This window comes from Rhizobium sp. 01T444 (assembly GCF_056398305.1).
In genome coordinates this window covers 96,747-115,462 of the sequence record NZ_JBFTPD010000007.1, presented here as the reverse complement: position 1 = coordinate 115,462, position 18,716 = coordinate 96,747, and the positions used below count along the sequence as shown (strand labels likewise).

The window sequence follows — 18,716 nt, the reverse complement described above, 5'->3', positions numbered from 1 at the left end:
TTTCGCTACGGAACGGCACGCGCGATCACTGGCTTCTTGGCAGAGCGCCTGCAGCGATTTTTTCGAAGCGGTTGTCGAAGATCTGTTCGACGTCGAAGGGCTTGTAGCCAAGCTCGCTGGCCAACAGGTTGATGGTTTCCTGATGGCGCTTCTTCACGTCCGCCCAGCTATCGGGGATGACCTGGGTACCTGCGAGCTTGATAAGAAATTCGGCATCCTCGCGGCTCAGGCCCTGCTGGCCGATGTAATATTCCTTGATCCAGATCTCGGGATTCTGATCGACCCATTCGGTTGCGCGCGCCCAGAGGCGGACATATTCAGCAAGGGCGGCTGCTTTTGCGGGATCGTCCAGCACCCATTGCGGTGCATAGAGATGGGAGGGGTCATCACGCAGGCCGTGCTCGACGAGGCTTGCGCCATCGGAGCCATACTGGCTGATGTAGCGGCGGATATTGACACCGCCGAGCGGCGCGATATCGACCTGCTTGCTGGCAAGTGCCTTCGGATAGACATCGCCGGTGCTCGGCAGCTCGACCAGCGTGGCGTCTTTCTTCGTCAGGCCTGCGGCATGGAGCGCGCGAAGCACGAGCGTGCCCTGGGCCTGGCCGGGGCTGAAGGCGATGCGCTTGCCGCGGAAATCTGTGAGCGACTTGACGTCGACGCCAGGCGCGATGCCGAAACGGTAGATTGGATTGGCAATGGGGTCCTTGCGTTCGCGATAGGCGATGTTGCGGACGGGCAGGTTGTTCCATGTTGCGAAGATCGACGGGATTTCGGCGACGGAGCCGACATCGAGAGCGTGCGCGCGGAAGGCCTCGGAGGTCTGCGGGCCGCCGCTGAGATTGGCCCATTTGACCTCGAAGGTGAGTTCCTTGATGAGGCCGGAAACCTCAAGAGCCTTCTGCGTCACCGGATCGCCGATCGTCAGGACCGTTCCCGACGGCAACTTGTCGAGCAACGGCGCGCTCGTCTCGGCCACCGCCACGTTGCTGAACATGCCGAGGGAGATGAGGCTGAGCACAGCCGTTCCCAATGTTTTTGCCAATGTCATCGTTGATGTTTCCCGTTTGAGGTTGCAATGTCAGGAAGCGATGACGCGAAGGGTGGCGAATTCTCTATAAAATCTATAGACTATTTATTTCTTTCGTTCGCCGGTTCATAAAAAATTCTACCAATTGTACAGGCGTGACAGACGCGCGTGTTGCCTGTTGAGCACGTGGCGATTTCCAGCTCAGGCGAGAAGACGCGGCCTTGCGTTGTGATGTGGTGGGGTCAGAGCAGTGAAGCCAATGCAATACCCAAGCCATTTCGTCGTGGAACATTACATCAGGATCTTCTGTTAACTTTCGAGAAACCTTGTCTTGCTTCGGAGTGTGTATGAAATGCTCGCACTGTGAGGCTTGGTTACATTCCTTTACGTTCCGCTGTTAAAGTCACATCCGAAAGATCTGCTGAAGCGACTTTACGGTTGGACTAATGATGCTTGGTGCCGAGATCCTTGCATTCCTGGAGGCATGTCCGATGGCGGTGATCGTGCTCGACACCACAGGTCACGTCGTCTTTGCCAATGCCGAAGCCGGGCATCTCCTCCACCTTGAAGACCGGCCTCACGGCGCGGGTATTACCGAACTCATGCCGGAATGGCCGTTGCTCTCGGGCGTCTCCACTGCCTTCATCAGCGATCATTCTGGTCATCGTCGGCTATGCCGCGTACAGGTCGTGAGCTGGCCTACTGGCACGGAGACGGTCACGGCTGCTTTCCTCGAGCCGGTGGATGACAAGCGTCCTGCTGGTTATGCGGCGCGCGAGGCCAATCTGCGCCTGCGCTATGTCATCGAGATGCTGCCGGAGGCGGTCTGCGTGTTCGACGCCAACGACCGCTATGTTCTCTGGAACCAGAAATACGCCGAGCTTTACGCCGATATAGCCGAGCATCTCAGGCCCGGTGTCGCCTTTGAGGATATATTGAGGACCAGTCTCGCCGGCGACGGGATGCGCGAGCTCGTCGAGGACAAGGAGACGTGGTTCAGAGCCCGCATGCAGAAATTTCGTCAGCCGGTTTCGCAAGAAGAGCAGCAATTGCGGGATGGCCGGTGGCTGCGCCACGACGATCGGCGCACGCCCGACGGCGGCGCGATCGGCATGCGCATTGATATTACCGGCCTCAAACAGCGGGAAGACTGGCTTCGCCAATTGTTCAACGCCAACCCCATGCCCATGCTTTTGTGCGACGGCGATAGTCTTACCATTCTGCAGGCCAACCAGGCAGCTGTTGATTTCTATGGCTTCCAACCTGCGACGCTACTATCGAAGCGAGCCTGCGACATGCATGTCGACGGCGAACTCCAGGCATTCGAGAAAGTCCTCCTTCATCTCGACGGTGACTGTGATGCGCGGACGATCTGGCGACAGACGACGCGGGACGGATCAGAGCGCCACGTGCTGATCTATGTTCGTCAGCTCCACGAAGGGGCCGAGCATCGGCTGCTGCTCACCGTGGCCGATGTCAGCGACAGAATTCTTGCCGAGACTGWAGCCAATCGTTTGGCGCATCACGACATTCTCACAGGTCTGCCAAATAGGATGCAATTCTACAAGGCGCTCGAAAAAGCCCTTGCATCGGAGGACCGGGAAAAGGTCATAATCTGCTGTCTGGATCTGGATGGGTTCAAGCCCGTCAATGACACGTTTGGCCATGCTGCCGGGGATGAAGTGCTGAAAAATGTTGCCAATCGGCTGCAGATGCATGCGCGAGGTCATTTGGTCGCCCGGCTCGGGGGCGATGAATTCGCAATCCTGATGACGGGAGAAAGAGGCGAAGCCATCGATCTCGCCGAGCGCTGCATCGGCGCGTTCGAGCAGCCTTTTACCATCAATGGTCTTGCCATCCGCCTCGGCATCAGCGTCGGCATTGCTGCAGCTGATGGAGTGGACCACGAAGCGCTCATGCAGGAGGCGGACCGGGCGCTCTATCGCGCCAAGGCCGATGGTCGCAACATCTGGCGCATGACACTTCAGGATCTGCCTGTTCCGAAGCGGGCCAAAGCCTGATCGGTCCGTCAGCTCTCGTCCTGCCTTGCTGCAAGCAGCCAATCGCGAAACGTTCTTGCCTCGCGCGAGAGGCCCTTTGCCTCGATGAGCCAGTAGGCCTTGTCCATATCGGAAGCCCTCTCGAAGAGGGAGACGAGTGAACCAGCCGCGATCTCCTCTGCGATCAGTGCGGTTGGGCAAAGTCCGATACCCTGGCCGCTGATCAACGAGCCGATCATGAGATTGAAGTCGGCAAAAACAGGTCCGGCCTTCGGCGCGGAATTGATGCCGGCGCCTGACAACCAGCGCGCCCAGGCATCGATCGTCTCGTCGTGCAGGATTTCACAAGCAAGCAGGTCAGCTGGCTTGTGAAAGGGGCCATGCCGGGCGAGGAATTCCGCAGAACAGGTTGGTCTGGTTGCTGCATCCAGGAGCTTGATGGCGCTGGGGCCTGGTCGCACGCCGTGGCAGACCAGGAGATCGGCACCTGCCGCTTCGGGCGTCCTGGCATCGAGCGCATAGACGATGTTGATCCTGATATCGGGATAAGCAATTCTCAGTCTCGGCAGCTGCGGAATGAGCCATCGCACTGCCATCGAGGGAATGCACGCAACGCCGACCGGGCGGCTGTTTGCTTCCAGCCTCAACTGCCCGGCGGCGACTTCGATATGCGCCAACGCATGCGTGACGGCTGCCCCGAATTCCCTGCCCGCGGCTGTCAGTGTCACGCCCCGGCTATGCCGCAGAAACAAGGGGATACGGAGCCAATTCTCCATCGCCCTCACGTGCTGGCTGATGCCGGCCGGTTTCAGGTTCAGTTCGGCAGCCGCCCGGACGAAGCTTTCGTGGCGTGCGGCGGCTTCGAATGCCCGCAGTGATGCGAGGGGAAGGTTTCTCATGTCAGGATGACTAAGCAAAACTTGCCCATAGGGCAAGAAACATCTCGGTTGCCCAATGGCGCAACCTCGCTAAGAGTGCTCGGCGACTTATTGTGTGTCACCGGGCGCAGCACCGGAAGATCGCCAGCAGAGCGGAACTAACCGGATGTCGAAGCAGTCGATAGTGCCAATTCCTTCTGACGCAGCCGAGCGGCGGTCAGCACCGCCCGTGGTGGTCTATCCCGTCGAAACGCTGCCGTCTGCGGATCTCGGTCTGCTCGAGGCCGCCCGCGAAACGCTGACGAAGGTCAGCGAGGTGATCGTGCCACCGCGCGAGGCAAGCAGCTTCCACGTTCCGCAGGGGCATTTCTTTCGCATCGTCAGCATCGACGGTCCGCAGGTCGGTGACCTCAATCTGTGGAACGCTGCCGATCTCACCGAACGGTTTTTCAGCGGCAAGACACGGGCTCTGCACGCAACCCATGTCGGTGTCGGCGATCGTCTCTGGAGCACATTGCCGTATCTGCGCCCTATGGCGACGATCACCTATGACAGCCTCGGCTGGTATGGCTGGGATGACGACGGTGCCGGCATTCATGATGTCATCGGCACACGCTGCGATCCTTATACGAACCGATTGCTGAAGGGTAGCGACTACCACCATTGCTGCCATTCGAACCTGACGCGGGCGCTCGCTGCCGACAGCGGCATGCCGCTCGAGCAGGCCGAGATGCATGTGCATGACGTGCTCAACGTCTTCATGTGCACCGGTTTCACCAGGGACACGCACCAGTATTTCATGAAGGCCAGCCCCGTCAGGCCCGGAGATTTCATCGAGTTCTTCGCCGAGATCGATCTTCTCGGCGCCTTGTCGGCCTGCCCGGGTGGCGATTGCGCCGCAAGCCATTCCAGCGATATGGCCGCATGCTATCCGTTGAAGGTCGAGATATGGAAGCCCGATCCCGCGACACTCGCCAACTGGACGTCGCCGGCGCGAAATCTCTATCCGAGGACGCATCGATAAATCGGTAAGTCGCACGGCTCTTTCATCGAAGAGTGGTCAGACGATCAGGATTGCCCTGAAATCATTCACGTTGGTGCCGGTCGGGCCGGTTTCGAAGAGGTCACCGATCGCCTTGAAACCGGAATAGCTGTCATTGCCGTCGAGCACCCGGCGCGGGTCAAAGCCGGCGGCGCGCAGCCGCTTGACGGTACTGCCGTCGGAAAATGCGCCGGCATTGTTTTCCGAGCCGTCGATGCCGTCGGTGTCGGCGGCAAGCACATGGATGGCGTAGTGCCCGTCGATTGCCAATGCGAGCGCCAGCGCGAATTCACCGTTGCGGCCGCCTTTGCCACCCTTGCCACGCAGTGTCACCGTCGTCTCCCCGCCGGAGAGAATGACGGCCGGCTTCGTGAAAGGCCGGTCGCGGCCGGCGACCTCGCGAGCGATCGCCGCATGTACCAGCGCCACGTCGCGCGATTCCCCTTCGACGGAATCCGACAGGATCGCTGGCGTGATTCCCTGCGAACGTGCAAGTTCGGCGGCTGCCTCCAGCGATACGCCGGCCGATGCGATGATGTAGTGCTCATGGCCGGCAAAGGCCGGATCGTCCGGCCGTGGCGCATCGGCCTTTGGGGAGTTCAGATGATCGATAGCCGCCTGCGGCAGCTTGAGGCTGTACTGCTGGATGATCTGAAGCGCATCGTGCCGGGTCGAACCGTCGGGAACGGTCGGGCCTGAGGCAACATGGGCGGGATTGTCGCCGGGAATGTCCGAGACGATCAGGCTGACGACGCGGGCCTTGGTCGCAGCAGCCAGCCGCCCGCCCTTAATGGTCGAGAGGTGTTTGCGCACGACGTTCATGGCCGAGATCGGTGCGCCGGAAGCCAGAAGCAACTCGTTCAGGAGGATCTCGTCCTGCAGCGTCAGCCCTTCGGGTGGGGAAGGCAGGAGCGCCGAGCCGCCGCCGCAGATCAGTGCGATGACGAGATCGTTTTCACCCAGGCCGGCGACGGTTTCCATCAGTCGTCTGGAGGCGGAAAGGCCGGCGGCATCGGGAACCGGATGAGCAGCTTCGATGATCTCTATATGATCGGTCTCGCAACCGTAGCCATAGCGGGTGACCACCACGCCTTCGAGCGGTCCATCCCACACGCTTTCCAGCGCGCGTGCCATCTGCGCGGCCCCCTTGCCGGCGCCGATTACGACTGTCCTACCATCAGGTCTCTCCGGCAAATGCGCGGTAATACCTGTCAGCGGATCGGCGGCGCGCACGGCGGCTGAAAATAGCGAAGTCAGGAAATTGCGGGGGGAGGGCATGGACATGATGATCTCTCTGGAGACACGGGCAGAAAGGATGGCTTCCACGTTTGTAGGCATGGCTGTCGACATATCGCTTGTCAATGCAGGAGCCGTCCCCATCCGTTCGGTGTGATTGATAATCGTCCGGAGGTGGCTATCTATTGGCGAGAAAAGCAACAATCATTTGGAGAATTTGCAATGGTCAACGAACAGCAGTTGATCTCGAAGATTACCTGGCGGCTCATGCCATTCCTCGGAATCCTTTACCTCATTGCCTATATCGATCGTCAGAATGTCAGCTTCGCCAAGCTGGAAATGGTCGGCGCTCTCGGCATGAGCGAATATGCCTATGGCCTTGGCGCCTCGCTCTTCTTTATCGGCTATTTCCTTTTTGAAGTACCGAGCAACCTATTCCTCGACAGGTTCGGCGCACGCGTCTGGTTCGCCCGTATTCTCGTATCCTGGGGCATCGTTACCATCCTGCTCTCCTATACGCAGAATGCGACAATGTTTTACATCCTGCGTTTCCTGCTCGGCGTCTGCGAGGCGGGCTTCTTTCCGGGCGTCCTCTATCTTTTGACGCTCTGGTTCCCCTCGGATTATCGCGGCCGCATGGTGGGTCTCTTCATGATCTTCAGCGCACTTGCCAATGCCGTCGGCGCGCCTGTTGGAGGCATGTTGCTCGATCTCGACGGCTTCCTCGGCCATGCCGGCTGGCAATGGGTCTTTCTGGCGACAGGCATTCCGGCCGTCATTGCTGGTGTCGTTACCTTCTTCTACCTCTATGACCGCCCTGAAAACGCGAGGTTCCTCAGCAATGAGGAGAAGGGCTGGCTGGCAGACCGCCTAGCGTCGGAAAATTCCGGCATGGATCACAATGCCGAGAACGGCTTCAGGGCACTCATCGACCCTCGTGTCCTGTTGATGGCGCTCTGCTACATCGCCTTCCCGCTTGCCGCCTATGGTCTCAGCTACTGGCTGCCGACCATCGTGAAAGCCTTCGGCGTCAGCAACACGGTGAACGGTTTGCTCAACATCATTCCGTGGATACTCGTGGCGATTGCGCTCTGGGCGGTGCCGACTGCCGCCGACAAGGCGAAGGCGAAGACGCCTTATATCGTCATCCCCGCCTTCATCGGTGCGGCCTGCCTGCTGCTCTCGGCGCTTGTTCCGAACAACACGCTGCAGTTTATCTTCCTCTGCATTGCCGCGGCCGGCATCTTCGCACCACAGCCGGTCTTCTGGAGCCTGCCGTCCCGCTTCCTTAAGGGCGCGGGTGCTGCGGCGGGCCTGGCAGCCATCAATTCTGTCGGCAATCTCGGCGGCTTCGTCGCTCAGAACGTCGTGCCTTGGATCAAGGACGAAACCGGCAGTACGATTGCGCCGATGTTCTTTCTGGCTGTCTGCCTTGCGGTCGGCGCCCTGCTCGTCTTTGTCGTCGCTACGGTGATCGCGCGCAAGGAGCATGATGCCGTGCCGCACGGCGCCTGAGGCCTTAGAAATGTCGAAGCCCCGGCATCAAAGATACCGGGGCTTCTTTCCGCGAATGCAGCCGGACGGGGCATGAATTAGGAGGAAATCTCCTCGAGCCTGCGTCCACCGGTCTCGATCATCTGCGTTGCCGCAAGCGCGCCGATAACGGCGACGATCCCGAACATGATGAAGACCGACTTGATGCCCTGTGCGCCGACCATGTAGCCGACCGTCGTCGGACCGACGGCTGAGGCGATACGCAGCCATGATGTCGCAAGGCCCGTTCCGACCGCGCGCATGCGCGTCGGGTAGATTTCCGGCGTATAGAGGTAGAGTACGGCGTTGACGGAGCCGACGACGCCATAGGCAAGTGTAGCCAGCAGAATGAGTGACCAGAGGCTATTTGCACCACCGGCGGCGAGTGCGGCCAAGAGAACGGCACCGACGAGGAACGAGATGACGGCCCAGGTGCGTCGCCCGATACGGTCGATGCAGAAGGCGCAGGCGAGCAGGATGACGACCTGTGCGACATTGGTCATCGAGGCTGCCCGCAGCGCACTGCCGAGTTCCAGTGAATAGACGGTGTGATAGAGCGTCGGCATCCAGTTGTTGAGGCTGTTGGCGACAAAGAACGAGCTTGCCCAGAGGATCCAGGCGACGATGGTGCGCATACGGAAGGTCGGTGACAATAGTTCCCGCCAGCGGCTGCGTGTCCGGGGCGCAGCGGCCTGGCTTTGACCGCCGAGCGCCAGCGTCGCTTCGTTATAGGCGCGATCGTCGAAGGAATAGCCGGGATCCTTGCGCCGCGCACTTTCCTCGGCGTGGCGGATCACTTTTTCGGCTTCGTCCAACCTGCCCTGGCCGATCAGCCAGCGCGGCGATTCCGGCAGCCGATAGAGCATATAGGTAATCAGCAGACCCGGAATCCCGCCAAGGAGGAACAGTGATTTCCAGCCGAAGACCGGCACGATCAATGTGCCGACCTGGCCGGTCACCATCAGGCCGATCGGAAAGATCAGCTCGTAGAGCATGAAGTTGCGCCCGCGACCCTTGGCGCGCAAAAGCTCGCTGATATAGGTGGCCGCGACGGGCATTTCGCCGCCGACCCCGATACCTTGGATCAGTCGGCAAATGAACAGCATCTGGAAATCGCCGACCAATATGCAGGCAAGACTCATGACCGACATCAGCGCGGTCGCGGATGCGGCCATGTGAACGCGGCCGAGCGTCTCCGCTAGGCGGCTAAAGAGGAGGGCGCCGACGAGCTGGCCGATGTAGCTTGCCGCAATCATCCAGCCGATCTGAGCCGGCGTCAGTGCCCAGAGCTTGATCAGGATCGGCAGAACAAATGCCAGCGAAAGAGCATCGAAGGCATCGAGGAATGTAGCGCTGCCCATGATGATACGCGCCCGGCGGTGCCAGGGCGTAAAGGGGATCGCTTCGAAGCGTGCAGTCAAAACCGCGGCGCGGCCAGCCAACCGCGTCTGCTGCGGGTCGTCGTGCGAGACCTCGCCCGCAACCGGGCCGGCAACCAGTATGCTATTGTTATCGTGCATATCATCCTCCCAGATCGGCACGGTTCAACACGCCGGCGGCGCCCCCTGCCGCCAGCTTCGCCCTAATGGGCGGCAGCTTCAATCATCTTGGCGATCGCCTCTGCGATGACATCGCTGCATTCAATTGGCGTCAGATGCCGGGCGCCCGGCAGGATCGTCAGGGACGCCCCGGGGATTGCCTTTGCAAGCTGGCGGGCACTCTCGATCGGGGTCGCATAGTCTTCTTCGCCGACAATGACGCAGACCGGGAAATGAAAACCGGAAAGCGCACTGCGAAGATCGGCATTGCCGAGCATGATGCAGGTCGCCTCATAGGCATCGAGATCGTTGCGGACAAAGATCTCCATCATCTCCTGGATCTTGCGCGGATTTTCCGCCCTGAAACGGTCGCCGAACCAGCGGGTTGCCTGGAAGGCGGCCATCGAGGCGAGGCCTTCGGCCCGCGCTTTCTGAGCCCGTGCCCGCCATTCCTGCGGTGCCTTTTCTCCATACCAGGCCGTGGTATCGATAAGGGTCATTGCCGACACCCGTTTCGGGTGGCGGGCGGCAAAAGCCTGCGCGATGCAGCCGCCCATGGAACAGCCCGCAACGACCACCTTGTCCCAGCCGACCTTGTCCAGCACCTCGGCGACGTCATCGGCGTAGCGTTCGATTGCTTGGGAATAGGGCGCGCGGCTGCTCCAGCCATGCCCGCGGCAGTCGATGCAGATTATCTCGGCCTGCGCCTTCAATCCGTTGACAACATCCGTCCAGATGCTGCCGTCAAGGGCGAGCGAATGGATTAGCAGCAGGCGCGGCTTTCCCGGCGTGCCGTATCGCCGAAAGGCGATAGTTGCCTCATCCGAGACGGTCACGAACTCGTAGTGACCGTCCATCATGCGGGTTTCTTGCTGCAATATTGCGCTGTTCCGATCAGCCGGCCATGGCCAGTTCGTTTTCGCCGACAAGCGGCACGTTCCAGGCGTCATAGCCGTAGAGCCATGTCGTATCCTCGTTTCCGCCCGACATCCATGTGTTGGCGCTGGAGATGGCCTGAATGCGAGACGTACGCGGCTTGCGGTTGGCCTCGTAACGGCGGAAGGCACTTTCGATGTCGTCATTGTCGACGGCCTCAAGGCAACGCGCCAGCACGGCGGCGTCCTCGATCGAGGTTGCGGCACCCTGCGCCATATAGGGCGTCATTGGATGGCAGGCGTCTCCGAGAAGTGCAACGCGGCCATCGCTCCAGCGCGGCAGCGGTTCGCGTTCGAGAATTGCCCATTTGTGGCAATCCGGGCAGGCGTTGAGTACCATCTGCACTTCCGGATGGAAGCCCTCATAGGCAGCTCTCAACTCCTTGACGTCACCCTTTGCCGACCAGGATTCGGCCGTCATCCAGTCGGCCGACTCCGGAACGCTGGTGACGAAATACAGCGAGCTGCGATCTGCGGCCGTGTAATAGATCACAATGTGCCGGTCGACGCCCCACCATTTCGTTCTTGAAGGCGCAATCTTGCCACCGTTCATCAGGCTGGCATCGAAGACTGCGCGATAGGCGATACGTCCCTTGTGAAGCGGCGCATCCGGACCGACGATGATCTCGCGCACCAGCGAGTGAACGCCATCAGCGGCAATGACCGCATCGGCTTCAACCTTGGTGCCGTCAGCGAAGGAAAGACTGACGCCTCCGTTCTTCTGATCGAGGCCGACGAGCTTCTTGCCGAGATGGACGATCTCAGGCGGAAGCACCGAGTAAAGCGCTTCATGGAGATCGGCACGATGCATGCAGAGGAACGGCGCACAGTAGAGGCTCTCCGGCATCGGCAGTTCGCGCTTGATCTCGCCGGAGTCCCAGACGCGGTTGAGATGGGAATAGGGTTCGAAGGCAATCTTCTTGAGGCGATCCAGCACGCCGATGCCACGTAGCACATGCGAAGAATTGGGCAGCATCTGGATGCCGGCGCCGACGCGCGCGAATTTCGGCGCCTGCTCGTAAACCTGGACGTCGATACCGACCTTGCGCAGTGTCGCCGCAGCGGCAAGTCCGCCCATGCCGGCGCCAATGATTGCGATCTTCGGTTTGCTCTTGGCCATGTCGTCTCCTCCGTGTCTCGGTCAAGTTGGGGAGAGCCTAGAGGCGTGACATCGGGATGTAAAATATTTATATTGTTCAACACTTAAACTCAAAAAGTCCTAGGATATCCAGTGGAGCTCAGACATCTCAGATATTTCGTCGCCGTCGCCGAGGAGGGGAGCCTCAATCGCGCTGCCGAGCGCCTGCATATCCAGCAACCGCCCCTCGGCCAGCAGATCCGGGATCTCGAACATGAGCTTGGCGTCCAATTGTTCGACCGGTCTCCGCGCAGGGTCGCACTCAACAGTTCGGGCGAGCTGTTCCTCGAGGAGGCACGCGATATTCTGAGAAGGTCGCAATTGGCGGTCGACAATGTACGCCGCTTCAGCCAGGGCGAAAGCGGCCGGCTGTCGGTCGGCTTTACAAGCTCGGCCTCTCTGCACGTGCTTGCGCCCCAGTTCCTCCAGCAGTTTCGCCGGGCCTTTCCGCTCGCCGAGATCGTGGTCGAGGAGAGCGAGACCTACGAGCTAATACTGGCCCTTCAGCAACAGCGAGTCGATGTCGCGCTGTTGCACATCGACGCGAAGCGCTTTCCAGAACTGACGGCACGGGCCCTGTCCGAAGAGGATATGCTTGTCGCAGTCCCGCGCAGCCACCCCTATGCAGAGGCGGAAGATGAACCGCTGACGCTCGATATGCTCCACGGTGTCGATATGGTCGTCTACCGGCGCACGGACGGGCCTGGAATATTCGAACGGCTGATGGAAACCTTCCAGACTGCCGGCGTTGCACCGCGGATCGTCGATGAGGTCTCTCGAATCATCGCCGCCATCAATCTGGTGGCCGGCGGCCGTGGCCTGACGGTAGTGCCGGCGTCCATGCGCGTGCTTCATCGGGAGTCTGTGGTCTATCGGCCGCTATTGCCCGGCCAACTACCGCCCCTGCCATTATACGTCGCCCACCGCGCCGATGCGCGGCTTGCCCTCATCCGCAATTTCGTCGATCTGACGGAGAAGATCGCATCAAGTTCATCCGCGACCAGCGAGGCTGGGCGAACAACCTAGTAGGTTTAGGCCAATTCATCCTGCAGAGAGCGGCTGACAAGCGTCAGGAGATCGTCTCTTACCCTGGGCGCTGCGGCGATGACCGGGCCGCCGGTCAAAAGTGTGCCCTTGCCGGGGAAGGCTTCGGTCCAGCCGCCGGCTTCGCGGATCATCAAGAGCCCGGCCATGCAGTCCCAGGCGTTGATATGCGGTTCATAATAGCCAGCGAGCCGGCCGCAGGCGACCTGCGCCAGCATGAGCGCACCGGAGCCGTTGCGGATGAACATGCCGCCCGCCTCCAGCAGCAGGTGGATGAAGATCGACACCTGCTTCAGCGGAATGCGGAAATTGGCGCCCACACCGAGAAGCCCGGTGCCGATGCTGGTGGCCTTGTCGACGCTGATTGCCTTGCCGTTCAGAAAGGCACCTTCGCCTTTCCTCGCCACGAAAAGATCGCCCGATGTCGGCTGGCAGATGAGGCCAAGCACCGTCTCGTCGCCTTTCATGACGGCGATCGAGATGCACCACTGATCGATGCCGTGCACGAAGCAGCTCGTACCGTCGATGGGGTCGACGACCCAGAGGTAGCCCGAGGGGCCTTCCGCCAGTCCTTCCTCCTCCCCGAGCACGCCATCATCGGGAAATGCGGCGGTGATGCGGTCGCGGATCATCGCCTCCACGGCTTTGTCGGCCTGGCTCACCACATCCTGGCCGTTCAGTTTATGGCCGGTTTCCAGTGATGAAAGATCGGAGAAGTAGGAGAGCGCCTTTCCCGCCGCATCGAGGATCACGTCCTTGGCAAGTACGAAGCGGGCATCATCAGGAAATTCGCAGTGCATGGGAATCTTTCGGAAGGGAATCAGGGTCTGAAGCTCTGGCGGATGACGAACTCTGGAATGACGCGTTCATAGCCCGGCGGCAAGTCCGGATTTCCAAGGCGTCGCTCCATCAGTTCGACGGCGCGCATCGCCATGACGAGTGGGTCCTGGCGGAAGGTGGTCAGCTGATAACTGAGCCAGGACGCTTCGGGAACGTCGTCGAAACCGATGATGGCAACATCCTCCGGAATCCGCAGCTTCACCTCCTGCCGCACATAATCCATCAGGCCGAAGGCGATCTGGTCGTTGGCGCAATAGACGGCGTCGGGGCGTACAGAATTCGAAAACAGCGCCCGCCCCGCGGCGATGCCGCTCTCATAGTCGGAATCCGCGCCACGGCCGATGAAGACCTCGGCGCCGAGCCCTTCCGCCGTCGACAGAAAGGCGCTCTCGCGCTCGATAATGCTCGGCGTACCGGTGTTGGAACCGGCAACCGCCAGCCGGCGCCGTCCGGCCTCGAAGAACACCGTCGCCGCCTTGCGGGAGGCTTCCGAATTGCCGGCGCGCACATGGTCTGCATCCGGTTCGGAACGGCCGATGACGACGAGCGGCTGGCCATTACGCTGGGCAAGCTCGAAGAAGCTCGCCGGCGGCGAGCCCGACAGGATGATGATTGCCTCGGCGCGGTGGCCGATCAGCATCTTCTGGGCGGCCAGCAGTTCGTCCTCGGTCTGCCCGGTGTTGATGAGGATCGGTATGCTGCCGCGCTGGATCAGGAATTTGGCAAGGGCGGCGGCAAGATGGGCGCGGAAGCCGATTTCCGGTTTCGTGGCGACGATGCCGACGAGGCGGCTCTGATTGGCCAGCACGCCGCGCGCAAGATCGTTGACGTGGTAGCCGAGCTCCTGGGCGGCACGCAGCACCTTCTCGCGCGTCGCGGGCGCAACGCTTGCGCCCGGCGTAAAGGTGCGCGATACGGCCGAGCGGGAAACGCCGGCGAGCTGCGCCACCTGTTCGGCGCTCACGAAGCGCATTCGTTCCTTCTTCGGCGTCTTGCTGTCATTCACAGGACCATCCCTCATCGGTTTTCCCTCAATGCCCAGCGCGCGACAAAACATCCGCCTCCCAAAACCGCCCGGTATCAGCATTGAAAACTGGTGCTGGACGAGCCGCAGAAAGACGGGTGATGCGATCTGGCAGTCTCCGCCAGCACATGTATAGAGGAGCGATGGCAGCAAGTTGACATTGGTCCGCGCCGGAGAGGCTGGCCATGTTTTGCCGTTTCAGGAATCCGTCCCGGTCCATTTCTCTGCCCGTTGCACAGGTGCAATCGTGTCGCACAGCCGTGCAATTGCCCGGACCGACAACTAGCGGCGGTTCTTTGCAGACGCATGACAGATGGAGGATTTTTCCGCCTCGGCGGATGGGTCACAACTGATGTCGCCGACAGCTTTCGTCAATTCTGGGGAGCATGGCCGAGATTGCAACTGCAATCCCGGCCGAGGGGGCGAAAGGCAGCGGCGATGACCAAGGATCAGGTCAACGCCGCTTCAATGCTGTACGGTATCGGTTGTCGCAAGCGGCTAGTCGCAGACCCGGACGGTTTCGGTATGATAGCCGCCGTCGTAACGATTACGAACGTCACGGTCCTCGTACCAGCATCTCGGCGGCGGTGGGCCTGCATCGTAATAGCGAGGGCCGTCGACATAGCGAGGACCGCTATTGACTATCGCGCCACCAATCAGGCCGCCAACGACACCTGCGGCAAGGCCGCCGGCAATGGCACGGCCGGTATTGTCGTGGTGATGGTGATCGCGCGCCGCAGCAGGCTGAATAGCCGAGCCTATAAGGGCCGTCGCAATCAACAGACTGCCAACAATTCTCTTCATAACATTCTCCTTAGTCGCAAATCGCCCCTATAGAACATAAAATGCTCCACGGCGGCGTTTGTTCGTTCAAATCTTGCACCTTTTGAGGCAAGCCCGCCAAGAAACGGTGCGTGGGGCCTCAATTTATGTTTTGCACTGAAATCCTCACGGCGAATTCCACCGAGTCAAACGCGCAATCGCAACTGCGGGCATCAGGAAGTCAGCGAGAGCTGTTCTACGATCCGCCGGATTGCCTCCCGATCACTGATCTCGCCCGTATGGACGCCATAAGTCGTAACGAATGCACCGTCAGCGCCTCTGCCAAATGGCGGATGAGATCCGTTCGCCATTGATGATCTGGTTTCCTCATCTCCTCAAGGATGGCGCCAGCGATATGAAGCGCAAAGGGGTCGTTCGCGTAGAGAATGGGGCCAGTCTGATCGTCATTGCCGTGGATGGACGTATTCAGGCATGAACTGTCACTGAGTTGCTCCGGATCGATCCCAATTCGAAGCATTGCCGGAATCGCGCCACCCAGCCGGGCAGGACTTCCAACAGGAACCACAATGATATCGCCTGCCCGGCAGGAGACTTCGCGGGACGCCACCTGGGTGTAGAACCGAAATTGCCTGGAAGACCTTAGTCCTTCAGGATTCGCTTTACGCATCTGAAGCCAACGTGGCTGGTGGACGTGTCTTCGGGTTCCGCATGGCGGGCGGCGGGACGGTAGCGCCGGCAGTAGTTCGGCGCGCAAAGATGCGATCCGCCTTTCAGCACCCGCCTTGGAATTCGTATTTCCGGCTCGCGGGGATCGAAGCTCGCCTCTCGATCGCCGCCTCGGGGATTCCGCGGAATGCAGCATGATTTCGCCGCAGGCTCCGAATGGCGAGGCGACCAGAAATCCGACGTCCATTCCCAGACGTTGCCGATCATGTCGTGGATGCCGTAGCCGTTCGCCGGGAACGATCCGACAGGTGATGTTCTATCCGCTCCTGTGGGCTTTGTGCTCACTGTGGGAAACGCGCCCTGCCAGATGTTGGCCATGAGCTTTCCGTCAGGGATCAATTCGTCGCCCCATGCGAATTCGGCGTCCTCGAGACCTCCCCGAGCGGCCAGCTCCCATTCGGCCTCGGTCGGCAGGTCCTTCCCGGCCCAGTGGGCATACGCTAGGGCGTCGCTATAGGCAACATGGACGACCGGATGGTCGAGCTTCCCGCGGATATCGCTGCGGCCGCCATAAGGATGCCGCCAGTCGGCGCCGAACTTGAACGACCACCACTGTCGGATGTCGGGGCCGACGACGGTTTTCGGCTGAGTGAATACGAGCGATCCGGCGCGCAGCATCCTGGGAATCGCGCCGGGATAGTCGGATGCGTTTGGAGTTTTTTCTGCGACGGTGACATGACCGGTGGCTTTGACGAACGCCGCGAACTGACGGTTGGTCACGGGGGTCACGTCCATCCAGAGGCCGTCAACCTTTACCGGATGGGCGGGGGCCTCCTCAGGATAGTGCCTATTCGATCCCATGGTGAACGTTCGGGCAGGCACCCAGGCGAAGCCACCAAATCCCATATCGTGTGCGTCCACTGCGCTCATGGCACTGCCCCCTGCGAGCAACTTATGACACGTGGTTGCGGTTGCTGCCTATTGTCCTTTAGGGAGGTCTCGATGCGGTCGCAGGGATACGGCGTGGACGTCTCCCATCACTGGCAACTCGTAGCCTCGTCCAGACGGATTCCCCAAAGGGCAATATCTGCTGCCGACAATACAATGTAGAAAATGGATGGAAGAGCGGAAATCCCTCTTCCGCAAGCCGAGGGTGGCCGTGCGGGCCGAGGAGCCGCGTCTTCACCGAAAAGATCTGGTCCAATTTGCTGGTCAGTAAACTTGGACGTCGCCGACAAGCCCCTCTTTTGCTCTGACTTATCTTTCAACTAACCTTGGCCGCCAATGCGGCCCCGTGAGGGAGGAATTCGAAATGAGGCGGACTACAAAGTTCATAACAGCAGCAATGGCGGTCGCAGGCAGCCTGTTGGCGAGCACGGCGGCAATACATGCGCAGGAGAGCAGGAAACCCAACATCCTGTTCATCATGGGTGACGACATCGGCTGGATGCAGCCGAGCATCTATCACCAAGGTCTCGCGGTCGGTGAAACGCCCAATATCGACCGCATCGGCCGGGAAGGGGCGAAGTTCATGACCTACTATGCCGAGCAGAGCTGCACGGCAGGGCGGACCGCGTTCATCACCGGCATGCAGCCGGTGCGCGTCGGTATGGTTCTGCCGGAGATTCCCGGAAGCCCGTCCTACCTGCGGGCCGGCACGCCTCACCTCGCCAAATTCCTAAATGATCTCGGCTACTCGACAGGTGAGTTCGGCAAGAACCATCTCGGAGATACCACCGAATCCCTGCCGACGGCACACGGGTTCCAGGAATTTTGGGGCTACCTCTATCACCTCGACGCCATGCAGGGGGTGAGCTTCCCCGACATCAACAAGACCCCAACCGAGCAGGGGATTGCACCACCATGCAGGAACACGCCGATTCCCGGGATAGCGGAAGACCCGGCGGCGGTGGACGCCAAGACCACGACCTGTCTCACCCCGCCGCGCCCAATGCTCGCATGCGCATCCTCCGACGGATCCCCGGCAAATCAATCCTGTAAGGACGAGGGGCCGCTGACGCTGGAGCGCTCAAAAACCATTGACGAGGAGATCTCGGCCAAGGTCATCGACTTCCTAGACAGGAATGACCCGAAGAAGACCAACAAGCCCTTCTTCGTCTGGTACAACCCGGCCCGCATGCATATCACGACAGTGTTGCCCGACAAATATCTGAACATGGTCGGCGAAGTCGGCGGCAAGGACTGGGGCGTCAACGAAGCCGGCATGAAGCAGATGGACGACAACATCGGCTACGTTTTGAAGAAGCTCGAGGAGATAGGAGAACTCGACAACACGATCATCGTCTTCACCACCGACAACGGCGCCGAGACGATCACATTCCCGGACGGCGGCACTACCCCGTTCAAAGGCGGAAAGCTCAGCACTTGGGAAGGCGGCATGCGGGCGCCGCTTGTGGTTCGCTGGCCGGGGCACATCGAGCCCGGTACGGTCAAGAACGACATGTTCTCGGCGCTCGACTGGCTGCCGACGTTTGTGAACATCGCAGGCGGCCCGAAGGGCGATGGTCTTAAGAAAGAGATCGAGGCGGGTACGTATCCCGGGATCGTCAAGACCACGCTCGACGGCATCGACCAGCGTGACTACCTGGAAGGCAAGTCTCCATCCGCGCGCGACAGTTTCTTGTACTATTCTGGCAAGGAGCCGTCGGCTGTGCGCTACAAGAACTGGAAGATGTATTTCGCCATGGTCTCCGACGATCCGGCTGGCTTTATTGGCGGGGTGATGCCGTACGCCTGGACACAGGTCGTCAATATCAAGCGCGACCCGTTCGAGACCTCGGTCGGGCAGCAGATCAAGACACTCTTCGGTATGGGCGGTGCCATCGCTTCGCCGTCCACCGCCTATGTCTATGACTGGAACATCCTGCCCATCGGGCAGCAGTTGTGGCTGAAGCATCTCGAGACCTACATCGACTTCCCGCCGCTTCAGAGCCCTGCAAGCTACAATCTGGAGCAGGTCATGCAGCAGGTCCGGGAGATGAAGACAGGTCACGATTGACGCGGGCGGT

Annotated in this window: 15 protein-coding genes; 5 read left to right on the top strand and 10 right to left on the bottom strand. The window is 60.4% G+C overall.

All coding sequences use genetic code 11. The annotated features are described in order from the left end of the window. Positions 1-25 precede the first annotated feature (25 nt). The gene (locus AC1DTN_RS13220) at positions 26-1,051 is read right to left on the bottom strand and encodes an ABC transporter substrate-binding protein (protein WP_477921312.1); all 1,026 of its coding nucleotides are present in this window, start codon (positions 1,049-1,051) and stop codon (positions 26-28) included. A gap of 425 nt (positions 1,052-1,476) precedes the next feature. Here AC1DTN_RS13220 and AC1DTN_RS13215 point away from each other — a divergent pair, with 425 nt between their 5' ends. Further along, the gene (locus AC1DTN_RS13215; RefSeq protein ID WP_477921310.1) at positions 1,477-3,051 is read left to right on the top strand and encodes a diguanylate cyclase domain-containing protein; all 1,575 of its coding nucleotides are present in this window, start codon (positions 1,477-1,479) and stop codon (positions 3,049-3,051) included. A gap of 8 nt (positions 3,052-3,059) precedes the next feature. Here the strand turns inward: AC1DTN_RS13215 and AC1DTN_RS13210 are convergent, their stop codons facing one another. Next, a complete protein-coding gene (locus tag AC1DTN_RS13210; protein ID WP_477921308.1) occupies positions 3,060-3,929 on the bottom strand; it encodes a LysR substrate-binding domain-containing protein in 870 nt (289 codons plus the stop codon). 145 nt (positions 3,930-4,074) lie between these two features. On the opposite strand from AC1DTN_RS13210, the gene AC1DTN_RS13205 reads away from it, so the two are divergent. Further along, positions 4,075-4,932, top strand: coding sequence for an urea carboxylase-associated family protein (locus tag AC1DTN_RS13205; RefSeq protein WP_477921307.1), 858 nt, complete (start codon positions 4,075-4,077; stop codon positions 4,930-4,932). 36 nt (positions 4,933-4,968) lie between these two features. Here AC1DTN_RS13205 and AC1DTN_RS13200 read toward each other — a convergent pair whose 3' ends face one another. Further along, positions 4,969-6,234 carry a glycerate kinase type-2 family protein gene (locus tag AC1DTN_RS13200; protein WP_439017543.1) on the bottom strand — a complete coding sequence of 422 codons (1,266 nt, stop codon included), beginning with the start codon at positions 6,232-6,234 and terminating at the stop codon, positions 4,969-4,971. Between the two features lie 174 nt (positions 6,235-6,408). Between AC1DTN_RS13200 and AC1DTN_RS13195 the strand changes: the two genes are divergently transcribed. Continuing rightward, complete coding sequence (locus tag AC1DTN_RS13195) at positions 6,409-7,701, top strand: MFS transporter (RefSeq protein WP_477921306.1); 1,293 nt, start codon at positions 6,409-6,411, stop codon at positions 7,699-7,701. Positions 7,702-7,778: 77 nt separating this feature from the next. Here the strand turns inward: AC1DTN_RS13195 and AC1DTN_RS13190 are convergent, their stop codons facing one another. The 3 genes from AC1DTN_RS13190 to AC1DTN_RS13180 all read right to left on the bottom strand — a co-directional run bounded on the left by AC1DTN_RS13190 (position 7,779) and on the right by AC1DTN_RS13180 (position 11,312). Continuing rightward, positions 7,779-9,239 (bottom strand): MFS transporter, encoded by a 1,461-nt coding sequence (locus AC1DTN_RS13190; RefSeq protein ID WP_477921304.1) that lies wholly within the window; start codon positions 9,237-9,239, stop codon positions 7,779-7,781. 62 nt (positions 9,240-9,301) lie between these two features. Continuing rightward, positions 9,302-10,117: an alpha/beta fold hydrolase gene (locus tag AC1DTN_RS13185; protein ID WP_477921303.1), complete on the bottom strand. Its 816-nt coding sequence runs from the start codon at positions 10,115-10,117 to the stop codon at positions 9,302-9,304. 34 nt (positions 10,118-10,151) lie between these two features. Continuing rightward, positions 10,152-11,312 (bottom strand): FAD-dependent monooxygenase, encoded by a 1,161-nt coding sequence (locus AC1DTN_RS13180; protein WP_477921301.1) that lies wholly within the window; start codon positions 11,310-11,312, stop codon positions 10,152-10,154. Positions 11,313-11,423: 111 nt separating this feature from the next. Between AC1DTN_RS13180 and AC1DTN_RS13175 the strand changes: the two genes are divergently transcribed. Further along, a complete protein-coding gene (locus AC1DTN_RS13175; RefSeq protein WP_477921299.1) occupies positions 11,424-12,356 on the top strand; it encodes a LysR family transcriptional regulator in 933 nt (310 codons plus the stop codon). 5 nt (positions 12,357-12,361) lie between these two features. Here AC1DTN_RS13175 and AC1DTN_RS13170 read toward each other — a convergent pair whose 3' ends face one another. The 4 genes from AC1DTN_RS13170 to AC1DTN_RS13155 all read right to left on the bottom strand — a co-directional run bounded on the left by AC1DTN_RS13170 (position 12,362) and on the right by AC1DTN_RS13155 (position 16,617). Beyond that, positions 12,362-13,174 (bottom strand): inositol monophosphatase family protein, encoded by an 813-nt coding sequence (locus AC1DTN_RS13170; RefSeq protein ID WP_477921298.1) that lies wholly within the window; start codon positions 13,172-13,174, stop codon positions 12,362-12,364. A gap of 20 nt (positions 13,175-13,194) precedes the next feature. Beyond that, complete coding sequence (locus AC1DTN_RS13165) at positions 13,195-14,235, bottom strand: LacI family DNA-binding transcriptional regulator (RefSeq protein ID WP_477921297.1); 1,041 nt, start codon at positions 14,233-14,235, stop codon at positions 13,195-13,197. A 501-nt stretch (positions 14,236-14,736) separates the two neighbouring features. After that, entirely contained in the window at positions 14,737-15,042 is a 306-nt protein-coding gene (locus tag AC1DTN_RS13160) for a hypothetical protein (protein ID WP_477921296.1), read from the bottom strand. A 618-nt stretch (positions 15,043-15,660) separates the two neighbouring features. After that, a complete protein-coding gene (locus AC1DTN_RS13155; protein WP_477921295.1) occupies positions 15,661-16,617 on the bottom strand; it encodes a formylglycine-generating enzyme family protein in 957 nt (318 codons plus the stop codon). A 415-nt stretch (positions 16,618-17,032) separates the two neighbouring features. Here AC1DTN_RS13155 and AC1DTN_RS13150 point away from each other — a divergent pair, with 415 nt between their 5' ends. Further along, positions 17,033-18,706: an arylsulfatase gene (locus AC1DTN_RS13150; protein ID WP_477921294.1), complete on the top strand. Its 1,674-nt coding sequence runs from the start codon at positions 17,033-17,035 to the stop codon at positions 18,704-18,706. Positions 18,707-18,716: the final 10 nt, after the last annotated feature.